Raw genomic sequence first — 20476 nt, 5'->3', positions numbered from 1 at the left:
TGGCCGCATTTTTCCGCTCAACCCTCGTCGCGCGGAGTGCGCCTCGCAAAGGATGAAGGGCCTGTTATGAATTCGAAGCCGTTTGTTGCGATTGTTTTCGCGGGCCTCGTTCTCTCCGCCTGCTCGCCGCGTTACCAGACGCCGACGGCGATGGGCGGTGACGACGACGATGCCGTGTGCCAGAGCCGCGGCCTCGCGGTCGGCTCGCCGGAATATGTGGCCTGCCGCAAGGATCGTGACGTGCAGCGCAATGCCGCGGTCGCTCGCTCCGACCGCCGCCAGCGCGATCTCGGCGAATACATGCTGAACCATCCGGATCGGCCGTAAACCACCAAAGCCCGTAGCCCGGATGGAGCGAAGCGCAATCCGGGACAATTACATCGACGCGCGAGCTCTCCCGGATTTCGCTGCGCTCCATCCGGGCTACCAACGAAGCCGCAAAACAAAAAACGCGGCAGGTCACCCCGCCGCGCTTGAATTGCATTTGATCGCGAACGAAAGAGCGAGGACTACTCCTCCTCTTGCTCCTGCTTCTTGCCGCCCAGCGTCTTGAGCTTGGCGAATACGGCGTCGACGTTGAGGTCGTCGCTCGACTTCTCCGACGGCTCGTACTCGTCCTTCTTGGTGGTCTCGGAGGCCGGCAGCAGGGTGGCGCCGCCATAGGCTGCGTCGATCGGCTTTTCCTTGGCCGCGCGCGCCACTTCGAAATCGAGCTCGATCTGCGAGCAGAGGCCGAGCGTCACCGGGTCGATCGGGGTCAGCTGCGAGGTGTTCCAGTGGGTGCGGTCGCGGACGCTGGCGATGGTGCTCTTGGTGGTGCCGACCAGGCGCATGACCTGGGCGTCCTTGAGCTCCGGATGGCTGCGCAGCAGCCAGAGGATGGCGCTGGGGCGCTCGTGGCGGCGCGACACCGGGGTGTAGCGCGGGCCCTTGCGCTTGGGCTGGGGCGGCAGCACGACCTTGCTCTCCTGGAGACGGAGCCGGTAGTCCTGGTTCTTCTCGCCCTTCTCGATCTCCTCGCGGGTCAGCTGGCCGTTCGAAATCGGGTCACTGCCCTTGATGCCCTGCGCGGCGTCACCGTCGGCGATCGCACGCACCTCGAGGGGGTGCATCTTGGTGAAATCGGCGACCTGGTCGAAGGTCAGCGCGGTGTTGTCGAGCAGCCAGACGGCGGTCGCCTTGGGCATCAGAGGTGCGTTGCTCATGGCAAATCTCCTTTGTGCTTCGCCCACCCCTTTGGAGGCGAAACCGGTGGTCATCAGCGATGACAGGGAATTCGCGCTATATAAGCCCGGAGGGGGTAGCCACGCAATGGTTCTGCTATAGATAGTGCCTTGACAGCGCCCGAAAGGGGGCCCAATTCCCTCTCAAGTCGCTATAAAGTCCAAGCAGACCGCTTTAGGCCCTTTTCATCCATCGACCGTCCCCCGCCAGAAGGCGAATGGGTGATTCGGTCCCGAGATCGCTCAATGTCAGCCAAACCAGACCTCAAGTTAGTGCTTTGTTCTCCCCGCGGCTTCTGCGCCGGGGTGGTCCGGGCGATCGACACTGTGGAACGGGCGCTCGATAAATACGGCGCCCCGGTCTATGTTCGCCATGAGATTGTGCACAACAAGTACGTCGTCGATGGGTTGAAAAAGAAGGGTGCCATCTTCGTCGAGGAGCTGGCCGAGATCCCGGAAAATACCACCGCGCCAGTCGTATTCTCGGCCCATGGCGTGCCGAAGTCGGTTCCGGCTGACGCCACGTCCCGTAATCTGTTCTCGCTCGATGCGACCTGCCCGCTGGTGACCAAGGTGCACCGCGAGGCTGCGATCCACTTCAAGCGCGGCCGCGAGATCTTCCTGATCGGCCATTCGCATCATCCCGAAGTGGTCGGCACGCTTGGCCAGCTGCCGGTCGGCGCCGTCACCCTGATCGAGACCGCCGAGGACGCCAAGACGATCGCTCCGAAGGACCCCAACAATCTGGCCTTCGTGACCCAGACCACGCTGTCGATCGACGACACCGCGGAGATCGTGGCGCTGCTCAAGGAGCGCTTCCCCAACATCAACGGGCCGCACAAGGAAGACATCTGCTACGCCACCACCAACCGCCAGCTCGCGGTGAAAAAGGTGGCGCCGGTGGTCGACGCGCTCATCGTTGTCGGTGCCCCCAATTCGTCAAACTCGCAGCGCCTGCGCGAGGTCGCCGAGCGCGAAGGCTGCAAGGTTGCGGTTCTGGCGCAGCGCGCTGCCGACCTCGACTGGACGCGGTTCGAAAACATCACCAGCCTCGGCATCACCGCGGGTGCGTCGGCGCCGGAAGTGATCGTCGAGGAGATCATGGACGCGTTCGCCGAGCGCTACACGCTGCATGTGGAGACGGTCTCGGCCGCGGAAGAGAACGAGTTCTTCCCGCTGCCGCGCCAGGTGCGCCCCGAAGCCGCCGCCGAGTAGACTTTTATGGCGGTCTACACCGACGTTGCCGCCGACGAGCTTGCGGATTTCCTGAGGCAATACGATCTCGGCGAATTGCTCTCGTACAAGGGCATCGCCGAGGGCGTCGAAAACACCAACTTCCTGCTGCACACCACCAGCGGCTCGTTCATCCTTACGCTCTATGAGAAGCGCGTGGCGAAGAACGATTTGCCGTTCTTCCTCGCGCTGATGACGCATCTCGCCGAGCACGGCCTCAATTGCCCGCTGCCGGTGAAGGCGAAAGACGGCGAGGCGCTGCACGAGCTGCAGGGACGGCCGGCGGCGATCATCACCTTTCTCGAAGGCGTCTGGCCGCGCAAGCCGAACGCGACGCATTGCGCCGGCGTCGGTGAGGGCCTCGCCCGGATGCATCTGGCCGGCGAGAACTTTGCCATCAAGCGAGCGAACGCGCTGTCAGTCGCGGGCTGGCGGCCGCTGTTCGATGCCGCTTCGAGTCGCGCCGACGAGGTGCAGCCGGGCCTGCGTGCGTTTCTCGCGGCTGAGCTCGACTATCTCTCGGGCGGTGTCTGGCCGACTAATCTGCCGGAAGGCGTGATCCACGCCGACCTCTTCAACGACAACGTCTTCTTTCTCGGCGACAAGCTCTCGGGGATCATCGACTTCACCTTCGCCTGCAACGACATGTTGGCCTACGACGTCGCGATCTGCCTGAACGCCTGGTGTTTCGAGCCGGATCATTCCTTCAATGTCACCAAGGCGCGCGCCTTCCTCAACGCTTACGGCCGGGTGCGGAAGCTCTCCGAGGCGGAAGAGGCTGCGCTGCCGCTGCTGGCGCGCGGTGCCGCGATCCGCTTCCTGCTGACGCGGCTGGTCGACTGGCTCAACGTGCCGCCGGGCGCGCTGGTCAAGCCGAAGGACCCGCTGGAATATTTCCGCAAGCTGCGCTTCCACCAGAGCGTCTCCAGCGCGCGCGATTATGGGCTGCTGCCGTCAGGATTAGTCGTGTGAGCGAGCTTCCCAATGTCACGATCTATACCGACGGCGCCTGCTCGGGAAATCCCGGGCCCGGCGGCTGGGGCGCGATCCTGAAGTTCGGCGACAAGGAAAAAGAGCTGAACGGCGGCGAGCGCCACACCACCAACAACCAGATGGAATTGATGGCGGCGATCTCGGCGCTTGAAGCGCTGAAGAAGCCGTGCACCGTCGATCTCTACACCGACAGCCAATATGTCCGGCAGGGCATCACCGGCTGGATTCACGGCTGGAAGCGCAATGGCTGGCGCACCGCCGACAAGAAGCCGGTCAAGAACGTCGAGCTATGGCAGCGCCTCGATGCCGCGCTGAAGGCGCATGACGTGCGCTGGCACTGGGTCAAGGGCCATGCCGGGCATCCCGAGAACGAGCGGGCCGATCAATTAGCGCGGGACGGGATCGTGAAGGCCAGGACGCAGACGCGGGTGGCGGAGTAGGCGACGCGCTATCGGCGTCGCCCGGTTTCGTAGGGTGGGCAAAGCGAAGCGTGCCCACGGCTTTTTTTCAATCGGGGAAAGACGGTGGGCACGGCGCTGATGCGCCTTTGCCCACCCTACGGCACCGCCGCCGCGGCTAACGCTTACAGCTGCCCCAGCAGCGTATCGCCGCCGGACACCTCGACCTTGCCGGGCATCGCTTCGAGATTCAGCTTCTTCACCACGCCGTCCTCGACCAGCATCGAATAGCGCTTGGAGCGGATGCCGAGGCCGTTGCCGGAGGCGTCGAGCTCCATGCCGATCGCCTTGGCGAAGTCGGCATTGCCGTCGGCGAGGAAGATCGCTTCGTCGCGCTGGTCGGTGTCGCGCTTCCAGGCGTTCATGACGAAGGCGTCGTTGACGGAGACGATCGCGATGGTGTCGACGCCCTTGTCCTTCATGGCATAGGCGTTGAGGAAGATGCTCGGCAGATGCATCTTGTGGCAGGTGCCGGTGTAGGCGCCGGGCACCGCGAACAGCGCCACCTTCTTGCCCTTGAAGATATCGTCGGTGGTCTTCACCTGCGGGCCTTCCGCCGTCATCACGCGGAATTTCGCTTCGGGCAGCTTGTCGCCAGTCTGGATCGCCATCGTCAGTCTCCCTGAAAATCGGTCCCGCTTTGTAGACCGTGCGGCCGGGAGGCACAATATTGCCAGCGAGGGAAGCAGTAAGGACCTCAGCCCTTCACCGTTATGTCATCAGCCGGCAAAACCGCCGCCATCGAGGAAGGCCTGTTCGTCGGCCGTGGTTTCGCGGCCGAGCAGGCCGTTGCGGTGGGGGAAGCGGCCGAATCGCTGGATGATGTCGGCATGCTCCCGGGCGTATTTCAGGTTTTCGGCATTGTCGGTGTTTTCGAACAGCGCGACGCACTGCAGCTGATCGGGCAGATGCTCGGAATGCATGAAGGGCAGATAGAGGAATTCGAGCAGCAGCGGATCGACCCTCGCGTCGGCGCCCCTTTCGATGGCACGGCGGACGACATCGCGCGCCAGCGCGTCGCTGGCGAAGGCCTGCGGCGTGCCGCGGAAGATGTTGCGGGGAAACTGGTCGAGCACGATGACGAGCGCGAGCGCGCCGTCGTCGCTGCCTTCCCATGAGACCAGTTCGCCGGCGACGGCCTTCTGCCAGAGCGCGAGAAAGCGGTGCTTGACCTCGGCATCGAAAGCATCGTTGCGCTTGTACCAGCGCTCGCGACCGGCCTCGCGCCAGAAGGCGAGAATGCCGGCTGGCGTCACGTTAGAGGTCTCTGACATCAGCAAGAGACGGCTTACGCCGCCTGAGCCTTCTTCTCGTCGCGCAGCTCGCGGCGCAGGATCTTGCCGACATTGGTCTTGGGCAGGTCGGCACGGAATTCGATCTGCTTGGGCACCTTGTAGCCGGTGAGCTGCTCGCGGCAGAACTTGATGACGTCCTCCGCCGTGAGGTTCGGATCCTTCTTCACCACAAAGGCCTTCACCGCTTCGCCGGATCCGCTGTCGGGAACGCCGATCACGGCGCATTCGAGCACGCCCGGATGGCTCGCGATCACTTCCTCGATCTCGTTCGGATAGACGTTGAAGCCCGAGACCAGGATCATGTCCTTCTTGCGGTCCACGATCTTGGTGTAGCCCTTCTCGTCCATGATGCCGATGTCGCCGGTGCGGAAATAGCCGTCCGCGGTCATGACCTTCGCGGTCTCCTCCGGTCTGTTCCAGTAGCCCGACATCACCTGCGGGCCCTTGGCGCAGATCTCACCGGGCTGGCCGAGCGCGACTTCGTTGCCGTCGTCGTCGCGGATCGAGATCCAGGTCGAAGGCACGGGGATGCCGATCGTGCCGTTGAACTCGGCATTGGTGGCGGTGTTGCAGGTCAGCGTCGGCGAGGTCTCGGACAGGCCGTATCCCTCGGCGATGAAGCAGCCGGTCACGGCTTTCCACTGCTCGGCCACCGGGCGCTGCACCGCCATGCCGCCGCCATTGGAGATCTTCAGCTTGGAGAAGTCGAGCTTCTTGAAATCAGGATGGTGCATCAAGCCGTTGTAGAGCGTGTTCACGGCCGGGAAGCTGTTGACCTGATATTTTGCCAGCTCCTTGACGAAGCCCGCGATGTCGCGCGGATTGGGGATCAGGAGATTGCAGCCGCCGGCGCGCACCGCGAGCAGGTAGCAGGCCGTCAGTGCGAAGATATGATAGAGCGGCAGCGCGCAGACGATCATGAGCTGATCGACATGCGGCGGCGCAGCCATCGCCGGCTGCAGCCAGGCATCGTTCTGCAGCACGTTGGCGACGATGTTGCGATGGACCAGCGTGGCGCCCTTGGAGACGCCGGTGGTGCCGCCGGTATATTGCAGGAAGGCGACGTCGCCGGGCGACAGCTTTGGCTTGTTGAAGGTTGCACCTCGGCCGGCCGAGAGCGCGTCGTTGAACGAGACCGCGCCCGGCAGCGACCAGGCCGGCACCATCTTCTTGACGCGGCGGACGACGAGATTGACGATCACGCCCTTGAAGCCGAGCAGATCGCCCATGCTGGCGACGATGACGTGCTTGACCGGCGTCTTCGCGATCACTTGCTCGACGGTATGCGCAAAGTTCTCCAGCACGATAACGGCTTCGGCGCCGGAATCCTTGAGCTGATGCTCGAGCTCGCGCGGGGTGTAGAGCGGATTGACGTTGACCACGGCGAATCCGGCGCGCAGCACGGCTGCGGTGGCGACCGGATATTGCAGCACGTTCGGCATCATGATGGCGACGCGCGCGCCGCGCTGCAGGCCGCGTCCCTGCAAATAGGAAGCGAGCGCCAGCGACATCTGGTCGAGGTCGCGATAGCTGATCGCCTTGTCCATGCAGATGAACGCCTTGCGATCGGCGAACTTCGCAAAACTCTCCTCAAGGAGGTCGACCAGCGATGCGTATTGCGTCGGTTCGATATCAGCGGGCACGCCGGGCGGATATTGCTTGAGCCAGATGCGCTCCATGGAAACTCCCCTCTCTTACATCAGAGCCCGTTGTGTCTCGGGCTTGCCTCATTGCCGGCAGTATCGAGCTTGCCGCAACGGCTGGCAAGCGGTCGAGGCTTAGGGCAAAGGTCGGGGAGTTGGCTACTGGAATCGTCGCAAATCGCTGCCGCAGTTGCGAAGTGCGACCCGCAACCCGGCGGGCCTGGAGTGTTAACCTAGCTGTTGTTGGGCGCGGGCTTCGGCGCAGGTTTTGTCGCTGCCTTGGGCTTGGCCGGCTTGGCAGCCTGATCGCCGCTCGCCGCCGGCTTGTCCGCAGCGGGCTTGGCCGCCGCATCAGGCTTGGCCGCGGCATGCTTGGCCCCTGCCGGCTTGGCCGCAGTCTTTGCGTCAGCTTTGGGCGCAGCGTCAGGCTTGGCCGCCGCCGGTTTCGCCGCGGCCGTTTTGGCGTCGCTGCCGGCGTCGGGCTTCTTGGCGACGCGCGACTTCTTGCCACGCGCCTTCGGCGGGGTCTGCTGGTCGGTATCGGCTGCGACCGCCGCGACCAGGGCCGCGCCGGTGCGGGTCGGGCCGGTATAGACCACCACGGGCTCTGCGGCTGCAGGCGCCGAGGCCATCAGCTCGGAGGCCTTCATCAGCGGCGGCTGGAGGCCTGCGGTGAAGAAGGTCACCTGGGCTTCGCCGCCGGTGGCAGAACCGCTCGTGCCGCCGCTGTTGGTCGCGATCAGCGCATCGTCGTCGTCGCTGGCCGGCCGCTTGCGGTGACCGCCGCACATCTCCTCGCGCAGGTTCGGCGGCGAGGCATCGATCGGCACCAGGTTCTCGACGGTGCCGAGCGAGGGCCGCAGCCACGACAGATTATCCTGGCTGAAGCCGCGCTCGAGCAGCTGCGCCGCCTTCACCGCGCGCGCGGTGCCGGAATTGGCACCGAGCACCACCGCGATCAGGCGGCGGCCGTTGCGCGTGGCTGACGCCACGAGGTTGTAGCCGGAGGCGCAGATGAAGCCGGTCTTGAAACCGTCGGCGCCGGGATAGCGGCCGATCAGCTTGTTGAAATTGCCGGTGACGCGCTTGCCGAAGCGGATCGCCGGGATGTGCACGAAGTACTCATATTCCGGCAGGTCGCGCAGGAACGAGCGGGCGAGAATGCCGAGGTCGCGCGCCGAGGTGACGTGTCCGTCCGCGGGCAGGCCGTTCGGATTGACGTAGTTCGTCTGCGTCATGCCGAGCTTCTTCGCGGTGTCGTTCATCATCACGGAGAAGCCGTCGATCGAACCGCCGAGGCCTTCGGCGAGCACCACGGCCATGTCGTTCGCCGACTTGACCATCATCATCTTCAGCGCGTTGTCGACGGTGAGCTGTGTTCCCGGACGCAGGCCCATCTTCGAGGGCGATTGCGAGGCCGCCGTCGGAGACACCGTCAGCATCGAGTCGAGCGTGATCTTGCCGTCCTTCACCGCCTTCAGCGTCACATAGGCGGTCATGATCTTGGTGACGGAGGCCGGATACCAGGGAATGGTCGCGTTGTCGGCCTGCAGCACCTTGCCGCTGTCGGCTTCGATCAGAAGCAGCGCTTCCGCGTTTGCGATGCGCGGTGCGAGCAGCGCGCCGACGGCGAGGGCCGCAGCGAACAGGTTGAACAGGGGCTTGCGAAGCAGCGGGCGAAAGGCGTGCACTATCCGATTCCGGTCCTTGGAGATCCGCCGGTTCCGGTCGGAATCTCGTGATCTCTGTTCGGTTCTGAAATCCAGCGCCGCCGCTCGCGGCAGCGCAAACCTATACCGGCTCTTGCGTCGAGAATAGGGGTTTCGGCCGGGTATTCCGCAATGAAATAGGCCGAATTTCGACGCTGCTACGGGGACTTGCTAAGGGGACTTGGCGGCAGAGGCCGCGGCCTCGGTGGCACCCACGCTAGCCCTCGTATGTTCCTGCACCATGAACTGGGCCTTGGCGAGCTCGGCAAAATGGCCGCCTTTGGCCACGAGTTCATCGAAAGTTCCGGTTTCGATCACCCGTCCGTTCTCGAACACCAGGATCCGCGTGGCATTGCGGATGGTGGAGAGGCGGTGGGCGATCACGAAGGTGGTGCGGCCCTTCATCACTTCATCGAGAGCAGCGTTCACCTTGGCCTCGGTGAGGGCATCGAGCGCGCTGGTCGCTTCGTCCAGGATCAGGATCGGCGGGTCCTTCAGCAACGCGCGCGCGATCGACAGCCGCTGCCGCTCGCCGCCGGAGAGCATGCGGCCGCGCTCGCCGGCATTGGTCTCGAAGCCGCCGCTGCGATCGATGAATTCGAGCGCCTGCGCGCGCGCGGCGGCCTTGCGCATCTCCGCCTCGGTCGCGTCCGGCTTGCCGACGCGCAAATTCTCCGCGATCGAGCGGTTGAACAGCAGCGCTTCCTGGAACACGACGCCGATGTTTCGCCGCAGCGATGTCAGCGTGACGCCGCGCACGTCCATGCCGTCGATCCTGATGAAGCCGGATTGCGGATCGAAGGCGCGATGCAAGAGCGCGATCGCGGTCGACTTGCCGGCGCCGGTCGGGCCGACCAGCGCGATGGTCTGGCCGGGCAGCGCGGTGAAGGAGAGATCCTCGATCGCCGGCCGCTTGCCGTCATAGGAGAAGGTGACGTCGTTGAACTCGACGAGGCCGGAGAGCCGCCCCGCATCGATCGCATCGGGGCGGTCATGCACCGCGGGCACAGCATCGAGCACGCTGAAGAATTCGCGCAGGCGCGGGGCTTCCATGAACACGTTGTTGATGAAGCTCACGACCTGCTCGAGCTTCTGGATCAGCAGCGTCGCGAAGCTCACGAACATCACGATCTCGCCGACCGAGGTCAGGCCCTGGTCATGCAGCGCGATGCCGAGGGTGAAGATCGCGAGCACGGTGATGGTGGTGGAGGCGCGCGTGATCACAGTGACGAGCGCCCACCACGACAGCACCGGCATTTGCGCTGCGAGCAGCTGGTCGGCGACGGAGCGCAGGCCCTGCACCTCGGACTCGACGCGGACGAAGCTCTGCACCAGCGCGACATTGCCGAGCGCGTCGGAGGCGCGCGCGGAGAGTTCGCTATATTGCTCCTCGACCGCCATCTGCATGCCGAACGTCCTGCGCACGACGAAGGTCGTCAGCGCGGTGAAGACGACGCAGAGCACGAACAGCAGGATCGCAAGCCGCCAGTTCAGGTACAACGACAGCGGCAGCAGCACCACCACCGACAGGATCGCGGCAAAGTGCTCGCGGAAGAAGCCGAGCCACAGCCGCCACAGCGCGTCCGTGCCGTTGAGCATCACCTTCATCAACCGGCCCGAATGGGTGCCGGAGTGGAAGGTCAGCGGCAGTTGCAGGATGTGCTCGAAATAGCTGGTCAGCACCGCCTGGCGCTGGCGGTGGGAGAGCCGGTCGGCCTGCAACGCCACGAGCGCGCTGCAGCCGATGGTGAACAATCCGAACGCGACCCATGCCATCAGGAATGGCCAGGCCGAGCTGGAGCCTGCCACCGCCTTGCCGGAGAGCACATCGACGATCCGGCCGAACAGCACCGGTTCGGCGAATTGTGAGGCGGCAAGCAGGAGATTGGCGAACGCCAGCAGCCAGCCCAGCCGCGCCTCTTTTCCGAGCAACTCGAGAACGCGGGTGTAGAGGCTGAAAATGGACATGCGGGGGCGAACTCTGGGAGATCAAACGGGATGGGCCGATATTCTAAGCAGGGATTGCCCGCGAGATACAGCGGAAGCTGCCGGTTTTGCTCAATTGATGAGCCGGCTTTCGACCGGCGGCAGGAACCCGCCGTCGAAGATGTCGTCCGCCGCCGGACGCTTGCGGAATCTGAAATCCTCCGCGATCTCATCGATCGAACGCTCCAGGCGCGCCGGGTCGATGCCGCCGAGGCCGTTGCGGCGGACCTCGTCGGTCAGGATGTCGTCGGCGAGCACCGTGCGCAGGCGCGCGAGCTCGAGGTCGCGGTCGCCGTCGTCGATGCGGCCGGCGGCCTCGTCCGCCGCGCGCGCCGGCTCCTTCGCAGTTGCGTTGATGCCCGCAATCAGCGCGCGGACAAAACCCTTCAGCGCGTCCGGCCTCGTCGCAGCGAAGCCAGGATTGACGACGACCGCAAAACCGTAGGCCTCGCAGCCATAGTCGGCATAACGCAGCACGGCGAGATCGTCGGCCGGCACGCCGCGGTCGCGCAAATTCACAGCCGAGAGATAGGAAAAGCCGGCGACGGCGTCGACCTGTCCTGCCGAGAGCACCGGCTCGCGCACCGCCGCGCTCATCTTGAAGAATTTGACATGCGCGACGTCGATCCCGTTCTGCCGCGCCAGCGCCGGCCACAGCCGGATCGACAGATCGCTGTCGGCGACGCCGACGGTCTTGCCGTCGAGGTCGGAGAGCAGATGGATGCCGCGGCTCTTGCGGGCGACGATTGCGTAAGGCGCGCGGTTGAACAGCACGAACACAGCCTTGATGGGCGGTGCATCGGCCTTGTCGCGAAAACGAATGAGCTCGTTGATGTCGACGAGCGCAAGCTCGCTGTCGCCTTTGGCAACGCGCGCAAGTGCTTCCGGCGAGCCGGCCGCGCTGTCGAAGGAGACGTTGAGGTGCTCGGCGCCGAACTTGCCGTCCCTTGCTGCCACGAAGAACGGCGCCATGCTCGCATCGACCGGGCGATCGAAGGTGACGTGGATCGCCACAGACGGCGCCGCGGTCTCGCCCGCATGGACGTCGCGTGCGGCAAGCACGAGCGAGAGGACCAGCAGGCAGTGAGAGATGATCGTCTTGAATCCAACCATCGGTCGCGCCGGTTCCGCATTGTTGTGGTTTCGTGACGCTCGCAGCGCCGGCCGGCGATGAGTGTCTCCGCATCAACATGAACGGCGGATGAGCGGTGGTTGCGTCACGATCACGCAGCCCCATTCATCTTCCGTTGGGGTTGGGGAACCCAACATGGGCTGCGGGTGTTTGAAAGACATGAGCCTGTCTCGAGGCACCATTGAAGGTCCCAAGGAGGGTCCAAGCGATGTTTGACCGATTTTCGAAATTTGCCGGCCGCAAGGCCATTCTCGCCACCGCCGCGGTGCTGGCGCTGACCACCGTCGCCCCCACCGCATCGTTCGCAGGCGGCCGCCACTGGCATGGTGGCGGCGGCGCGGCCTTCGCCGGCGCGGCCATTGCCGGCGCCATCGGAACCGGCCTTGCGATCGCCGCGACCCGTGACGCCTACGCCTACGACGCCCCGGCCTATTACGGCGGCGGCCCGGTCTATTACGATGACGGCCCGACCTATTACGGTGGCCCTGGCTATTACAGGAGCGGTCGCGAATATCTGGGCAATAATGGCAGTGGCAGTCGCGACCCCTTTGCCACTTGCAGCCGAGGCGGCGCGGGTTGTTGGTAAGTCGTTGACCACAAAAGGCCGGCGCGCTTGTCGCGCCGGCCTTTTTGTCTTTTATTGTCAGGCGTTAACGCGCTCGCCATTGGTTTAGAGTAGTTTTGAGTACCATGAGTGATTCGCTTGAGCGGCTATATCTGGCTGTGCTCGCGGCCAGAGACCTTGATCCGGCAACGTCGCGTACTGCCCGGCTGTTTCAGCGTGGGCCCTCCAAAATGGCGAAGAAACTGGCCGAAGAGGCGATCGAGGTCGTGATCGATGCGGTCAACGGCGACAGCGAGGCCGTGGTCCGGGAAAGCGCCGATCTGCTCTACAATCTCACCGTGCTCTGGGCTTCAGCCGGCGTGCGCCCTGAAGACGTCTGGCGTGAAATGTCGCGGCGTGAGGACATGTTGGGCATTGCCGAAAAGCTGCCGAAGTCGCCGATGAAGCTGCCCAAAGTCGCGTCACCGCGCATCTCTGCCCGGCGGCCAATTGTCGCGCTCGAGGGTCGCGCGGCGCGCAAACGGCACTAAACCGTCACAAAACTGGCGATGGACAAATCCGCCCCAGGGTGCTTCATCGCGGCGCCATGCTGAAACGTATCTACGACTGGTGCATCGACGCCGCTCACAAGCCCTACGCGCTCTGGATCCTGGGTGCCGTGGCTTTCGCCGAAAGCTCCTTCTTTCCCGTTCCCCCGGACGTGATGCTGATCCCGATGTCACTGGCGCGCCCGCAGCGCGCCTGGGTCTACGCCGCGATCTGCACGGCGACCTCCGTGGTGGGCGGTCTTCTCGGTTACGCCATCGGCGCGCTGCTGTTCGACTCGGTCGGCCATTGGCTGATCCAGGTCTACGGCCTCGGCGACAAGGTCGATGCTTTCCGCGCCTCCTACGCGGAGTGGGGCGCGGTGATCATCCTGCTCAAGGGCCTGACGCCGATCCCCTACAAGCTCGTCACCATCACCTCGGGCTTTGCCGGCTACAATCTCGTTCTTTTCATCCTGTGCTCGATCGTCGCGCGCGGCGGGCGCTTCTTCATCGTGGCGATCCTGCTCAACCGCTATGGCGACTGGATCCGGCACAAGCTCGAGGAGCATCTCGGCCTGTGGGTGGCGCTCGGCGCCGCGGTGCTGGTGCTCGGCTTCGTCGTTGCAATCAAGTTGATCTAGGGCTGCTGCGGCTTTGCCGCCGCGCCGGCTTCGGCTACGGTTGTCCCTATGATGGTTCGATCCGGAAATCCGGCAGTGCGGCGCGGGACGGTGATCTCGGCGATGCTGCTGCTCCTGCCCGGTGCCGGCGGGACCGGGTGGGCGCAATCGGCGCCATCGCTTGGCTTGCAGGAGCAGGGGCCGCAGGCCGCGCCGCCGCCTTCGACGCTCGCACCTTCGGAAAACCCCGGGCTGATCAATGAAATGGGCAAGCTGTTCGACAAGCTGCCCTCGATTCTGCCGCCGATCAAAAGCCCGGGCGAGGCCATGAACGATCTGTCGCGCCTGGCGCGGCCGTCCACCATGGTGTCGGGACGCATGGCCTGTCCGGTCTCGTCAAGCGGCGGGCCCGACTGCAAGCTCGCGGCCGATCAGCTCTGCCAGGGCAAGGGCTACAAGGAAGGCAAGAGCCTGAACACCGATTCCGCCGAGAAGTGCTCGGCCAAGGTTCTCATTCCGGGCAGGCAACGCAAACCGGATGATTGCCGCACCGATACCGTCGTCACCAGCGCGCTGTGCCAGAACTGAGGACGTCGCGCGAGCATAAGGAGCGCCCATGAGCCGCACTGAGCAGGACTTCCTCGGACAGCGTGAGATCGCCGACGACATCTACTACGGCGTCCAGACCATCCGGGGTAAGGAAAACTTCCACATCACCGGAATTCCGATGAGCCAGGAGCCTTACTTCGTGAAGGCGCTGGGTTACGTCAAGAAGGCCGCCGCGATGGCCAACCGCGATCTCGGCGCCATCGACACGAAGGTGGCGAATGCGATTATCCTCGGCTGCGACCGCGTCATCGCCGGCGACATGATGGACCAGTTCGTCACCGACTTCATCCAGGGCGGCGCCGGCACCTCGACCAACATGAATGCCAACGAGGTGATCGCCAATCTCGCGCTGGAATCGATGGGCTTCAAAAAGGGCGACTATCAGCACGTCAGCCCGAACGACCACGTCAATTACGGCCAGTCCACCAACGACACCTATCCGACCGCATTTCGGCTGGCGCTGATCCTGCGCCTCGAGAGCTACATGACGGCGCTGCGCCAGCTTCAGGAGGCCTTCTTCGCCAAGGGCCGCGAGTTCGAGCGCGTGCTGAAGATGGGCCGCACGCATCTGCAGGACGCAGTCCCGATGTCGCTCGGCGCCGAATTCCGCGGCTGGGGCACCACCATCGGCGAGGAGGTCGACCGCATCTCGGAAGCGCGCGCGCTGCTGCGCGAGATCAATCTCGGCGCCACCGCGATCGGCACCTCCGTCACCGCGGCGGTTGGTTATCCCAAGCTCGCGGTCCGGCATCTCAGCGGGTTGACCGGCGTCGATTTTATCCTTGCCGGCGATCTGGTCGAGGCGACGTCGGACACTGGCGCTTATGTGCAGCTCTCCGGCGTGCTGAAGCGTACTGCGAGCAAGCTGACCAAAATCTGCAACGACATCCGCCTGCTCGCCTCCGGCCCGCGCGCCGGCTTCAACGAGATCAACCTGCCGCAATTGCAGCCGGGCTCCTCGATCATGCCGGGCAAGGTCAATCCGGTAATCCCCGAGGTCGTCAACCAGACCAGCTTCCTCGTCATCGGCCTCGACATGACCGTCACGCTGGCAGCAAGTGCCGGTCAGCTCCAGCTCAACGTGATGGAGCCGGTGATCTCGTTCGCGCTGTTCTTCTCGATTCGCACCATGGAGCGCGCCGTCAACAGCCTGCGCGAGAACTGCATTGTCGGCATCACCGCCAACGAGGAGCACACCCGCAACATGGTGCTGAACTCGCTCGGCATCGTCACCGTTCTGAAGCCGCTGCTCGGCTACAAGCAATGCGCCGAGATCGCGCGCGAGGGCTACAAGAGCGGCAAGTCACTGCACCAGATCGTGGTGACCGAACGCAAGCTGCTGACGCAGGAAAAATGGGACGAGATGTTCTCGTTCGAGCGGTTGATCAATCCGGATTTGCTTGGGTGACGCTGGTCTCTCCTCTTGTCATTCCGGGGCGCGCGAAGCGCGAACCCGGAATCCATTTCGCCATAAGCGCTGACGCCCAATGGATTCCGGGCTCGACGCTACGCGTCGCCCCGGAATGACAAGGGAGGAATTCCGCGCGTTGGAATTGCGGTAACGGCATCCGCCACGGCGTCAAAACGCAATACTTGACAGTGGAAAGATTGCCTTGTTGGTATGGCTCCCAACCTTCAATGCGTCTGCCAGCAAAGGATCGTTCCGCAATGTCCATGCCTGCTCTGTTCAAGGGACGCCTGTCGATCCCCGTGATCGGTTCGCCGCTCTTCATCATCTCGGTGCCCGACCTCGTGATCGCGCAGTGCAAGGCGGGCGTGGTCGGCTCGTTTCCCTCGCTGAACGCGCGGCCGCCGGAGCTTCTCGACGAGTGGCTGGCGCGGATCACCGAAGAGCTCGCGGCCTATGACCGCGCCCATCCCGACAAGCCGTCGGCGCCGTTCGCGGTCAACCAGATCGTGCACAAGTCGAACAACCGGCTCGACCACGACATGCAGCTCTGCGCCAAGTACAAGGTGCCGATGATCATCTCCTCGCTCGGCGCGCGCGAGGAGCTAAATCAGGCCGTTCACGGCTGGGGCGGCATCGTCTTCCACGACGTGATCAACCAGAAATTCGCCCACAAGGCGATCGAGAAGGGCGCCGACGGCCTGATCCTGGTCGCGGCCGGGGCCGGCGGCCATGCCGGCACCATCTCGCCGCTCGCCTTTGTTGCCGAAACCCGCAAGTGGTTTGACGGTCCGATCGCGCTGTCGGGCGCCATCGGCAACGGCAAGGCAATCCGCGCCGCGCGCATTCTCGGCGCCGATTTCGCCTATATCGGCTCGGCGTTCATCGCGACCAAGGAAGCCAACGCGATCGAGAAGTACAAGGAGATGATCGCGGGCTCGACGGCCGACGACATCGTCTATTCCAACCTCTTTACCGGCGTGCACGGCAATTATCTGAAGCCCTCGATTCTCGCCGCCGGCATGGATCCGGAAAACCTGCCGACCTCCGATCCCTCCAAGATGAACTTTGGCACCGACGCTTCAGGTGAACGGGCCAAGCCGAAGGCCTGGAAGGAGATCTGGGGCTCCGGCCAGGGTATCGGCAGCGTTGACGGCATCGTGCCCGCTGCAGAGATGATCGCGCGCTTCAAGAAGGAATACGAGGAAGCGATCGACCCGCCGTTGTGATGGCACTCGCTATGCCCGCCATCTACCGCGTCGACGGTAACAGCGTCGTCACCAGCCCCAATGCGGCGGGGCCGTGGGACCGGCGGATGCAGCATGGCTCGGCGCCATCGGCGCTGGTGACGTGGGCGGCGGAGCGGGTTCCGACACCCGTGCCGATGAACATCGCGCGCGTCACCATCGATCTGATGCGCCCGGTGCCAGTCGCGCCGCTCACGATCGAGATCGAGGTGTCGCGCGAGGGCCGCAAGATCCAGCTCTGCGAGGTCAAGCTGCTCGCCGACGGCGTGCAGGTCGTCGGCGCCACCGTGCTCAAGATCAAGCAACAGTCACAGCCGCTGCCCGATGACGTCAGGGAGCTGCCGGTCACGCTGCCGTCGCCGGAGGACTCGCTGGTCGAGGACGGTCACGGCGCGACCAGTCCGTTCGCGGGCATGGTCTCGATGCGCGCCGCACGCGGCCGCTTCGGGCAGGCCGGTGCCGGCGCGATCTGGTTTCGCCTCGACCATCAGCTGGTCGAGGGCGAGGCGGTCTCGCAGGCGATGCGCGCCGTGGTCGCCGCCGATTTCTCCAACGGCACCGCCTCGACGCTCGACTTCCGCGCCTGGACCTACATCAACGCCGACCTCTCGGTGAACCTGGCGCGCCAGCCGGTCGGCGACTGGATCCTGCTCGACGGCGAATCCTGGATCGGCCCGGACGGCGCGGGGCTTGCGATATCGCGGCTCGCTGACAGGCAAGGCTATTTCGGTCGCGCAGTACAGAGCCTGGTCATCGAGAAGCGGTAAGCGTCACGCGCAACCGTCGCGGCTGCTCTTGGGCCGATTGAACGGCAGGCTTCCGCCGCCGCGGAAGGGATGCTTGGTCGTGCTCGACCAGGGCATCCTGCCTGTTCATGCGCCGTAGAAGATCTTGATCTCCCACAGCACTATGATGATAGCCGTGATCAACGTGACCGCGGCGACTGCACTTTCCAGGGAAGCGACTCGCATGTCTTACTCCGCTTCCCAGCCCCGTTCAGCGGTCTAGTTGATTCCCTGATTCGCCGGCAATCGGGCAGCCGCCACAGACGCACACTCCGTCACGCAATGTGGTGCCGGGGCCACAGCGACTCCGTAAAATCCCGGGTAAGAACGCTGATCATTCCCGGCATTTCGCGCGATACGTGTATTCTGAACCCGCCGCTGCAATCAGGGAGATTACCCCACCATCCGGTCCCGTCCGCTCCAGAAGCCCGCGCGCAGCACCTTCTTGTCGACCTTGCCGACGCCGGTCATCGGCAACTGCTTGACGAACTGGATCTGTTTCGGCGCATGCGCGGAACCCTTTCGCGTCCGCACCAGATTGATCAGCTCGTCGGCGTCCGGTTTTGCGCCCTCGCGCGGCACGACGATGGCCGTGACGGCCTCGCCCCATTTCTCGTCGGGGACGCCGACGACGGCGACCATCGCGACATCGGCATGTTGCGACAGCACGTCCTCGACCTCGCGCGGAAAAATGTTGAAGCCGCCGGTGACGATCATGTCTTTCTTGCGGTCGAGGATGAACATGTAGCCGCGCTCGTCCTGGCGCGCGATGTCGCCGGTGTGGACCCAGCCGTTCTTCAACGTCTCCGCCGTGATGTCAGGCCGCTTCCAGTATTCCGCCATCACATGCGGCGCGCGCACGCAGATTTCGCCGGCCTCGCCGGTCTTCACTTCCTGGTCGTTGTCGTCGAGAATTTTGACCTCGCAGGCCGCGATCGGAAAGCCGCAAGACAGAAACAGCTCGGGCGTCCTGGGATCGTGATCCCTCTTGCGCAACACAGAGACAGGATAGCATTCGGTCTGGCCATAGAGCTGCGAGAACACCGGGCCGATGCGCTCGATGCCTTCGACCAGCCGGCTCGGCGACATCGCCGACGCCCCGTAGAGCACAAGTTCGAGCGAGGAGAGATCGGTCGTGCTCAGCGCGGGATGATCCAGCAGCACATAGATCATGGTCGGCACGAACAGCGTGAAATTGATGCGCTCGCGCGCGATCGTCGCCAGCACGGTCTCAGGATCGAAACCTTTCAGCATGTGCACGGTGCCGCCGCGCATCAGCGTCGGCAGCACCTTTGTGCCGGCGACATGGCTGATCGGGGCGACCGTGAGATAGCGCGCGGCGTCCGGGATCTCGAAATCGGCGAGGATCGCGCCGGCAGCGCCGGCGTTCTCGCGATGATAGCGCAGCGCGCCCTTGGACTTCCCTGTCGTGCCGCCGGTGTAGTTGAGCGTGGAGAGATCGTCGAGGTTGGCGAGGCACCGCGCGCTGGCATGTCCCGCGCCTTCGATCGCTTGCAGGAGGTCGACGCCGTAGTCGGCCAGCCCCATGGTGAAGACTGCTTTGAGCCGCGTTGCTTTTGCGGCGAGCTCGCCACCGCGATCGCGGAAGGCGGCCACATCGACCACCAGCACTTCCGCTTCCGAATCCTCGAGCTGGAAGAGCTGGTCCGTCTCCGATCCCAGCGGATGCAGCCAGGTGACGCAGCATCGCGACAATTGCGCCGCGACACCGGCGCACCAGGTGTCGGCGCGGTTCGCGGTGAGGAAGGCGACGCGCGCGCCGTGCTGCAGGCCGAGCCGCATGAATACGCCCTGGATGCGTCCGATCAGATCGAGCGTGCCCTGATAGCTCAGCGATCCGCCGGGCCAGGCGAAAGCCGTGCGGCCGGGATAGCGCGCCAACGCCCGTAGCGTCTGCGCACAAGTCGGGGACGATGCGTGGAGCGGATCGGACATATGTTTCCTCGTTGCTTTGTCATCGGCTTGTGTCGTGCCAATGTTTGCGCGCAAGGCTAGCACAGGGAATGCGGGATGGAACGACAAAGCCCGCGCCGGGAGATTTGCGTGACATCCGATCGACTGCAATTTTTTCGCGATCGTCTCAGCCTGCCTTTGATCGCGGCGCCGATGTTTCTGGTGTCGGGCGTCGAGCTGATGGTCGCAGCTTGCCGCAACGGCGTGATCGGCAGCTTTCCCACCGTGAATTGCCGCAGCACCGAACAGCTCGATGAATGGCTCACCGAAATCGCAACCCGGTTGCGTCAGCATGAGGATCAGACCGGCCGCAAGGCCGCGCCGCTCTGTCCGAATTTGATCGTGCATCGCTCCAACGTACGGCTGGAACAGGATCTCGCCGTGCTGCTCAAACACAAGCCCGAGATCGTCATCACCTCGGTCGGCTCGCCCGCGCCCGTGCTGAAGTCGCTGCACGATGCCGGCGCATTGGTGCTGGCAGACGTCGCCTCCATTCGCCACGCCGAGCGTGCGGCAGCGGCAGGCGCCGACGGATTGGTGCTGTTGACCGCGGGCGCAGGCGGACAGACCGGCTGGCTCAATCCGTTCGCGTTCGTCCGTGCAGTGCGCGCGTTCTATGACGGCATCATCGTGCTCGCCGGCGGTGTCAGCGACGGTCACGCACTGCATGCGGCCGAAGTGCTTGGCTGCGATCTCGGTTACATGGGCACAAAGTTCATCGCGACGCGCGAGAGCATGGCGGATGACCGCTACAAGCAGATGCTGGTCGAGAGCAGCGCCGACGACATTCTGCTCACCACCGCCTTCACGGGCTTGCAGACCAGCATGCTGAAGCCGTCGATCGTCGCCGCCGGGCTCGATCCTGATGACCTCCCGGCCCGCGGCGCCATCGACATCGGCAAGGACATCGACGTCACCGCGCGCGAGAACCGGCCCAAGCGCTGGCGCGACATCTGGAGCGGCGGGCATTCGACGTCGGGCGTCACGGACGTGATGGCGGTTGCCGATCTCGTGGCCCGGACGGCCGCCGAATACCGCGAGGCGACTGGGCGATAGCGTTCCGCGTCGC

General features: G+C 64.4%; 20 protein-coding genes. 12 read left to right on the top strand and 8 right to left on the bottom strand.

Translation table 11 applies throughout. From position 1 onward, the window contains the following. Positions 1-66 precede the first annotated feature (66 nt). Complete coding sequence (locus tag V1280_RS26110) at positions 67-327, top strand: hypothetical protein (protein ID WP_334530792.1); 261 nt, start codon at positions 67-69, stop codon at positions 325-327. A gap of 182 nt (positions 328-509) precedes the next feature. On the opposite strand, the gene V1280_RS26105 is transcribed toward V1280_RS26110, so the two are convergent. Further along, positions 510-1205 carry a DUF1013 domain-containing protein gene (locus tag V1280_RS26105; protein ID WP_187437228.1) on the bottom strand — a complete coding sequence of 232 codons (696 nt, stop codon included), beginning with the start codon at positions 1203-1205 and terminating at the stop codon, positions 510-512. Positions 1206-1469: 264 nt separating this feature from the next. Here V1280_RS26105 and ispH point away from each other — a divergent pair, with 264 nt between their 5' ends. The 3 genes from ispH to rnhA are packed head-to-tail and all read left to right on the top strand — an operon-like array spanning position 1470 to position 3889. Continuing rightward, on the top strand, positions 1470-2438 hold the full coding sequence (gene ispH, locus V1280_RS26100) for a 4-hydroxy-3-methylbut-2-enyl diphosphate reductase (RefSeq protein WP_148749947.1): 969 nt from the start codon (positions 1470-1472) through the stop codon (positions 2436-2438). Between the two features lie 6 nt (positions 2439-2444). Continuing rightward, a complete protein-coding gene (locus tag V1280_RS26095) occupies positions 2445-3428 on the top strand; it encodes a homoserine kinase (RefSeq protein ID WP_334530783.1) in 984 nt (327 codons plus the stop codon). Continuing rightward, on the top strand, positions 3425-3889 hold the full coding sequence (rnhA, locus tag V1280_RS26090; protein WP_334530780.1) for a ribonuclease HI: 465 nt from the start codon (positions 3425-3427) through the stop codon (positions 3887-3889). The genes V1280_RS26095 and rnhA overlap by 4 nt, the downstream gene beginning before the upstream one ends. A gap of 143 nt (positions 3890-4032) precedes the next feature. On the opposite strand, the gene V1280_RS26085 is transcribed toward rnhA, so the two are convergent. The 6 genes from V1280_RS26085 to V1280_RS26060 all read right to left on the bottom strand — a co-directional run bounded on the left by V1280_RS26085 (position 4033) and on the right by V1280_RS26060 (position 11653). Further along, positions 4033-4518, bottom strand: coding sequence for a peroxiredoxin (locus V1280_RS26085; RefSeq protein WP_007597501.1), 486 nt, complete (start codon positions 4516-4518; stop codon positions 4033-4035). Positions 4519-4626: 108 nt separating this feature from the next. After that, positions 4627-5181 (bottom strand): DUF924 family protein, encoded by a 555-nt coding sequence (locus V1280_RS26080; RefSeq protein WP_334530775.1) that lies wholly within the window; start codon positions 5179-5181, stop codon positions 4627-4629. A gap of 14 nt (positions 5182-5195) precedes the next feature. Next, entirely contained in the window at positions 5196-6881 is a 1686-nt protein-coding gene (locus V1280_RS26075) for a long-chain fatty acid--CoA ligase (RefSeq protein WP_334530772.1), read from the bottom strand. Positions 6882-7078: 197 nt separating this feature from the next. Further along, positions 7079-8536, bottom strand: a complete 1458-nt coding sequence (locus V1280_RS26070) for a D-alanyl-D-alanine carboxypeptidase family protein (protein WP_334530769.1) — start codon at positions 8534-8536, stop codon at positions 7079-7081. Between the two features lie 189 nt (positions 8537-8725). Further along, positions 8726-10522, bottom strand: coding sequence for a glucan ABC transporter ATP-binding protein/ permease (locus V1280_RS26065; protein ID WP_334530766.1), 1797 nt, complete (start codon positions 10520-10522; stop codon positions 8726-8728). Positions 10523-10612: 90 nt separating this feature from the next. Further along, on the bottom strand, positions 10613-11653 hold the full coding sequence (locus V1280_RS26060; protein WP_334530763.1) for an ABC transporter substrate-binding protein: 1041 nt from the start codon (positions 11651-11653) through the stop codon (positions 10613-10615). Positions 11654-11880: 227 nt separating this feature from the next. On the opposite strand from V1280_RS26060, the gene V1280_RS26055 reads away from it, so the two are divergent. From V1280_RS26055 to V1280_RS26025, 7 genes are all read left to right on the top strand, one after another. Further along, on the top strand, positions 11881-12258 hold the full coding sequence (locus V1280_RS26055; RefSeq protein WP_334530761.1) for a hypothetical protein: 378 nt from the start codon (positions 11881-11883) through the stop codon (positions 12256-12258). Positions 12259-12362: 104 nt separating this feature from the next. Beyond that, on the top strand, positions 12363-12767 hold the full coding sequence (gene hisE, locus V1280_RS26050; RefSeq protein WP_148773518.1) for a phosphoribosyl-ATP diphosphatase: 405 nt from the start codon (positions 12363-12365) through the stop codon (positions 12765-12767). Positions 12768-12823: 56 nt separating this feature from the next. After that, positions 12824-13405, top strand: a complete 582-nt coding sequence (locus tag V1280_RS26045) for a YqaA family protein (protein ID WP_334530756.1) — start codon at positions 12824-12826, stop codon at positions 13403-13405. Between the two features lie 48 nt (positions 13406-13453). After that, positions 13454-13972, top strand: coding sequence for a hypothetical protein (locus tag V1280_RS26040; protein ID WP_334530753.1), 519 nt, complete (start codon positions 13454-13456; stop codon positions 13970-13972). Between the two features lie 28 nt (positions 13973-14000). Next, the gene (locus tag V1280_RS26035; RefSeq protein ID WP_334530750.1) at positions 14001-15401 is read left to right on the top strand and encodes an aspartate ammonia-lyase; all 1401 of its coding nucleotides are present in this window, start codon (positions 14001-14003) and stop codon (positions 15399-15401) included. Positions 15402-15661: 260 nt separating this feature from the next. Further along, a complete protein-coding gene (locus tag V1280_RS26030) occupies positions 15662-16630 on the top strand; it encodes an NAD(P)H-dependent flavin oxidoreductase (RefSeq protein ID WP_148773521.1) in 969 nt (322 codons plus the stop codon). Between the two features lie 11 nt (positions 16631-16641). Continuing rightward, positions 16642-17415: a thioesterase family protein gene (locus tag V1280_RS26025; RefSeq protein WP_334530746.1), complete on the top strand. Its 774-nt coding sequence runs from the start codon at positions 16642-16644 to the stop codon at positions 17413-17415. Positions 17416-17826: 411 nt separating this feature from the next. Here the strand turns inward: V1280_RS26025 and V1280_RS26020 are convergent, their stop codons facing one another. Continuing rightward, the gene (locus V1280_RS26020) at positions 17827-19389 is read right to left on the bottom strand and encodes an AMP-binding protein (RefSeq protein WP_334530743.1); all 1563 of its coding nucleotides are present in this window, start codon (positions 19387-19389) and stop codon (positions 17827-17829) included. Between the two features lie 108 nt (positions 19390-19497). Between V1280_RS26020 and V1280_RS26015 the strand changes: the two genes are divergently transcribed. Continuing rightward, on the top strand, positions 19498-20463 hold the full coding sequence (locus tag V1280_RS26015; protein WP_334530740.1) for an NAD(P)H-dependent flavin oxidoreductase: 966 nt from the start codon (positions 19498-19500) through the stop codon (positions 20461-20463). Positions 20464-20476 lie beyond the last annotated feature (13 nt).

Source organism: Bradyrhizobium sp. AZCC 2230 (genome assembly GCF_036924495.1).
In the GTDB taxonomy this organism is placed as follows: Bacteria; Pseudomonadota; Alphaproteobacteria; order Rhizobiales; family Xanthobacteraceae; genus Bradyrhizobium; species Bradyrhizobium rifense.
This window is presented reverse-complemented; position numbering and strand designations above follow the sequence as displayed.

Coding starts and splice junctions, on each gene's coding strand:
- V1280_RS26110 (WP_334530792.1), top strand. CDS start 67: ATGAATTCGAAGCCGTTTGTTGCGATTGTTTTCGCGGGCCTCGTTCTC.
- V1280_RS26105 (WP_187437228.1), bottom strand. CDS start 1,205: ATGAGCAACGCACCTCTGATGCCCAAGGCGACCGCCGTCTGGCTGCTC.
- ispH (WP_148749947.1), top strand. CDS start 1,470: ATGTCAGCCAAACCAGACCTCAAGTTAGTGCTTTGTTCTCCCCGCGGC.
- V1280_RS26095 (WP_334530783.1), top strand. CDS start 2,445: ATGGCGGTCTACACCGACGTTGCCGCCGACGAGCTTGCGGATTTCCTG.
- V1280_RS26085 (WP_007597501.1), bottom strand. CDS start 4,518: ATGGCGATCCAGACTGGCGACAAGCTGCCCGAAGCGAAATTCCGCGTG.
- V1280_RS26080 (WP_334530775.1), bottom strand. CDS start 5,181: ATGTCAGAGACCTCTAACGTGACGCCAGCCGGCATTCTCGCCTTCTGG.
- V1280_RS26075 (WP_334530772.1), bottom strand. CDS start 6,881: ATGGAGCGCATCTGGCTCAAGCAATATCCGCCCGGCGTGCCCGCTGAT.
- V1280_RS26065 (WP_334530766.1), bottom strand. CDS start 10,522: ATGTCCATTTTCAGCCTCTACACCCGCGTTCTCGAGTTGCTCGGAAAA.
- V1280_RS26060 (WP_334530763.1), bottom strand. CDS start 11,653: ATGGTTGGATTCAAGACGATCATCTCTCACTGCCTGCTGGTCCTCTCG.
- V1280_RS26055 (WP_334530761.1), top strand. CDS start 11,881: ATGTTTGACCGATTTTCGAAATTTGCCGGCCGCAAGGCCATTCTCGCC.
- hisE (WP_148773518.1), top strand. CDS start 12,363: ATGAGTGATTCGCTTGAGCGGCTATATCTGGCTGTGCTCGCGGCCAGA.
- V1280_RS26045 (WP_334530756.1), top strand. CDS start 12,824: ATGCTGAAACGTATCTACGACTGGTGCATCGACGCCGCTCACAAGCCC.
- V1280_RS26040 (WP_334530753.1), top strand. CDS start 13,454: ATGATGGTTCGATCCGGAAATCCGGCAGTGCGGCGCGGGACGGTGATC.
- V1280_RS26035 (WP_334530750.1), top strand. CDS start 14,001: ATGAGCCGCACTGAGCAGGACTTCCTCGGACAGCGTGAGATCGCCGAC.
- V1280_RS26030 (WP_148773521.1), top strand. CDS start 15,662: ATGTCCATGCCTGCTCTGTTCAAGGGACGCCTGTCGATCCCCGTGATC.
- V1280_RS26025 (WP_334530746.1), top strand. CDS start 16,642: ATGCCCGCCATCTACCGCGTCGACGGTAACAGCGTCGTCACCAGCCCC.
- V1280_RS26020 (WP_334530743.1), bottom strand. CDS start 19,389: ATGTCCGATCCGCTCCACGCATCGTCCCCGACTTGTGCGCAGACGCTA.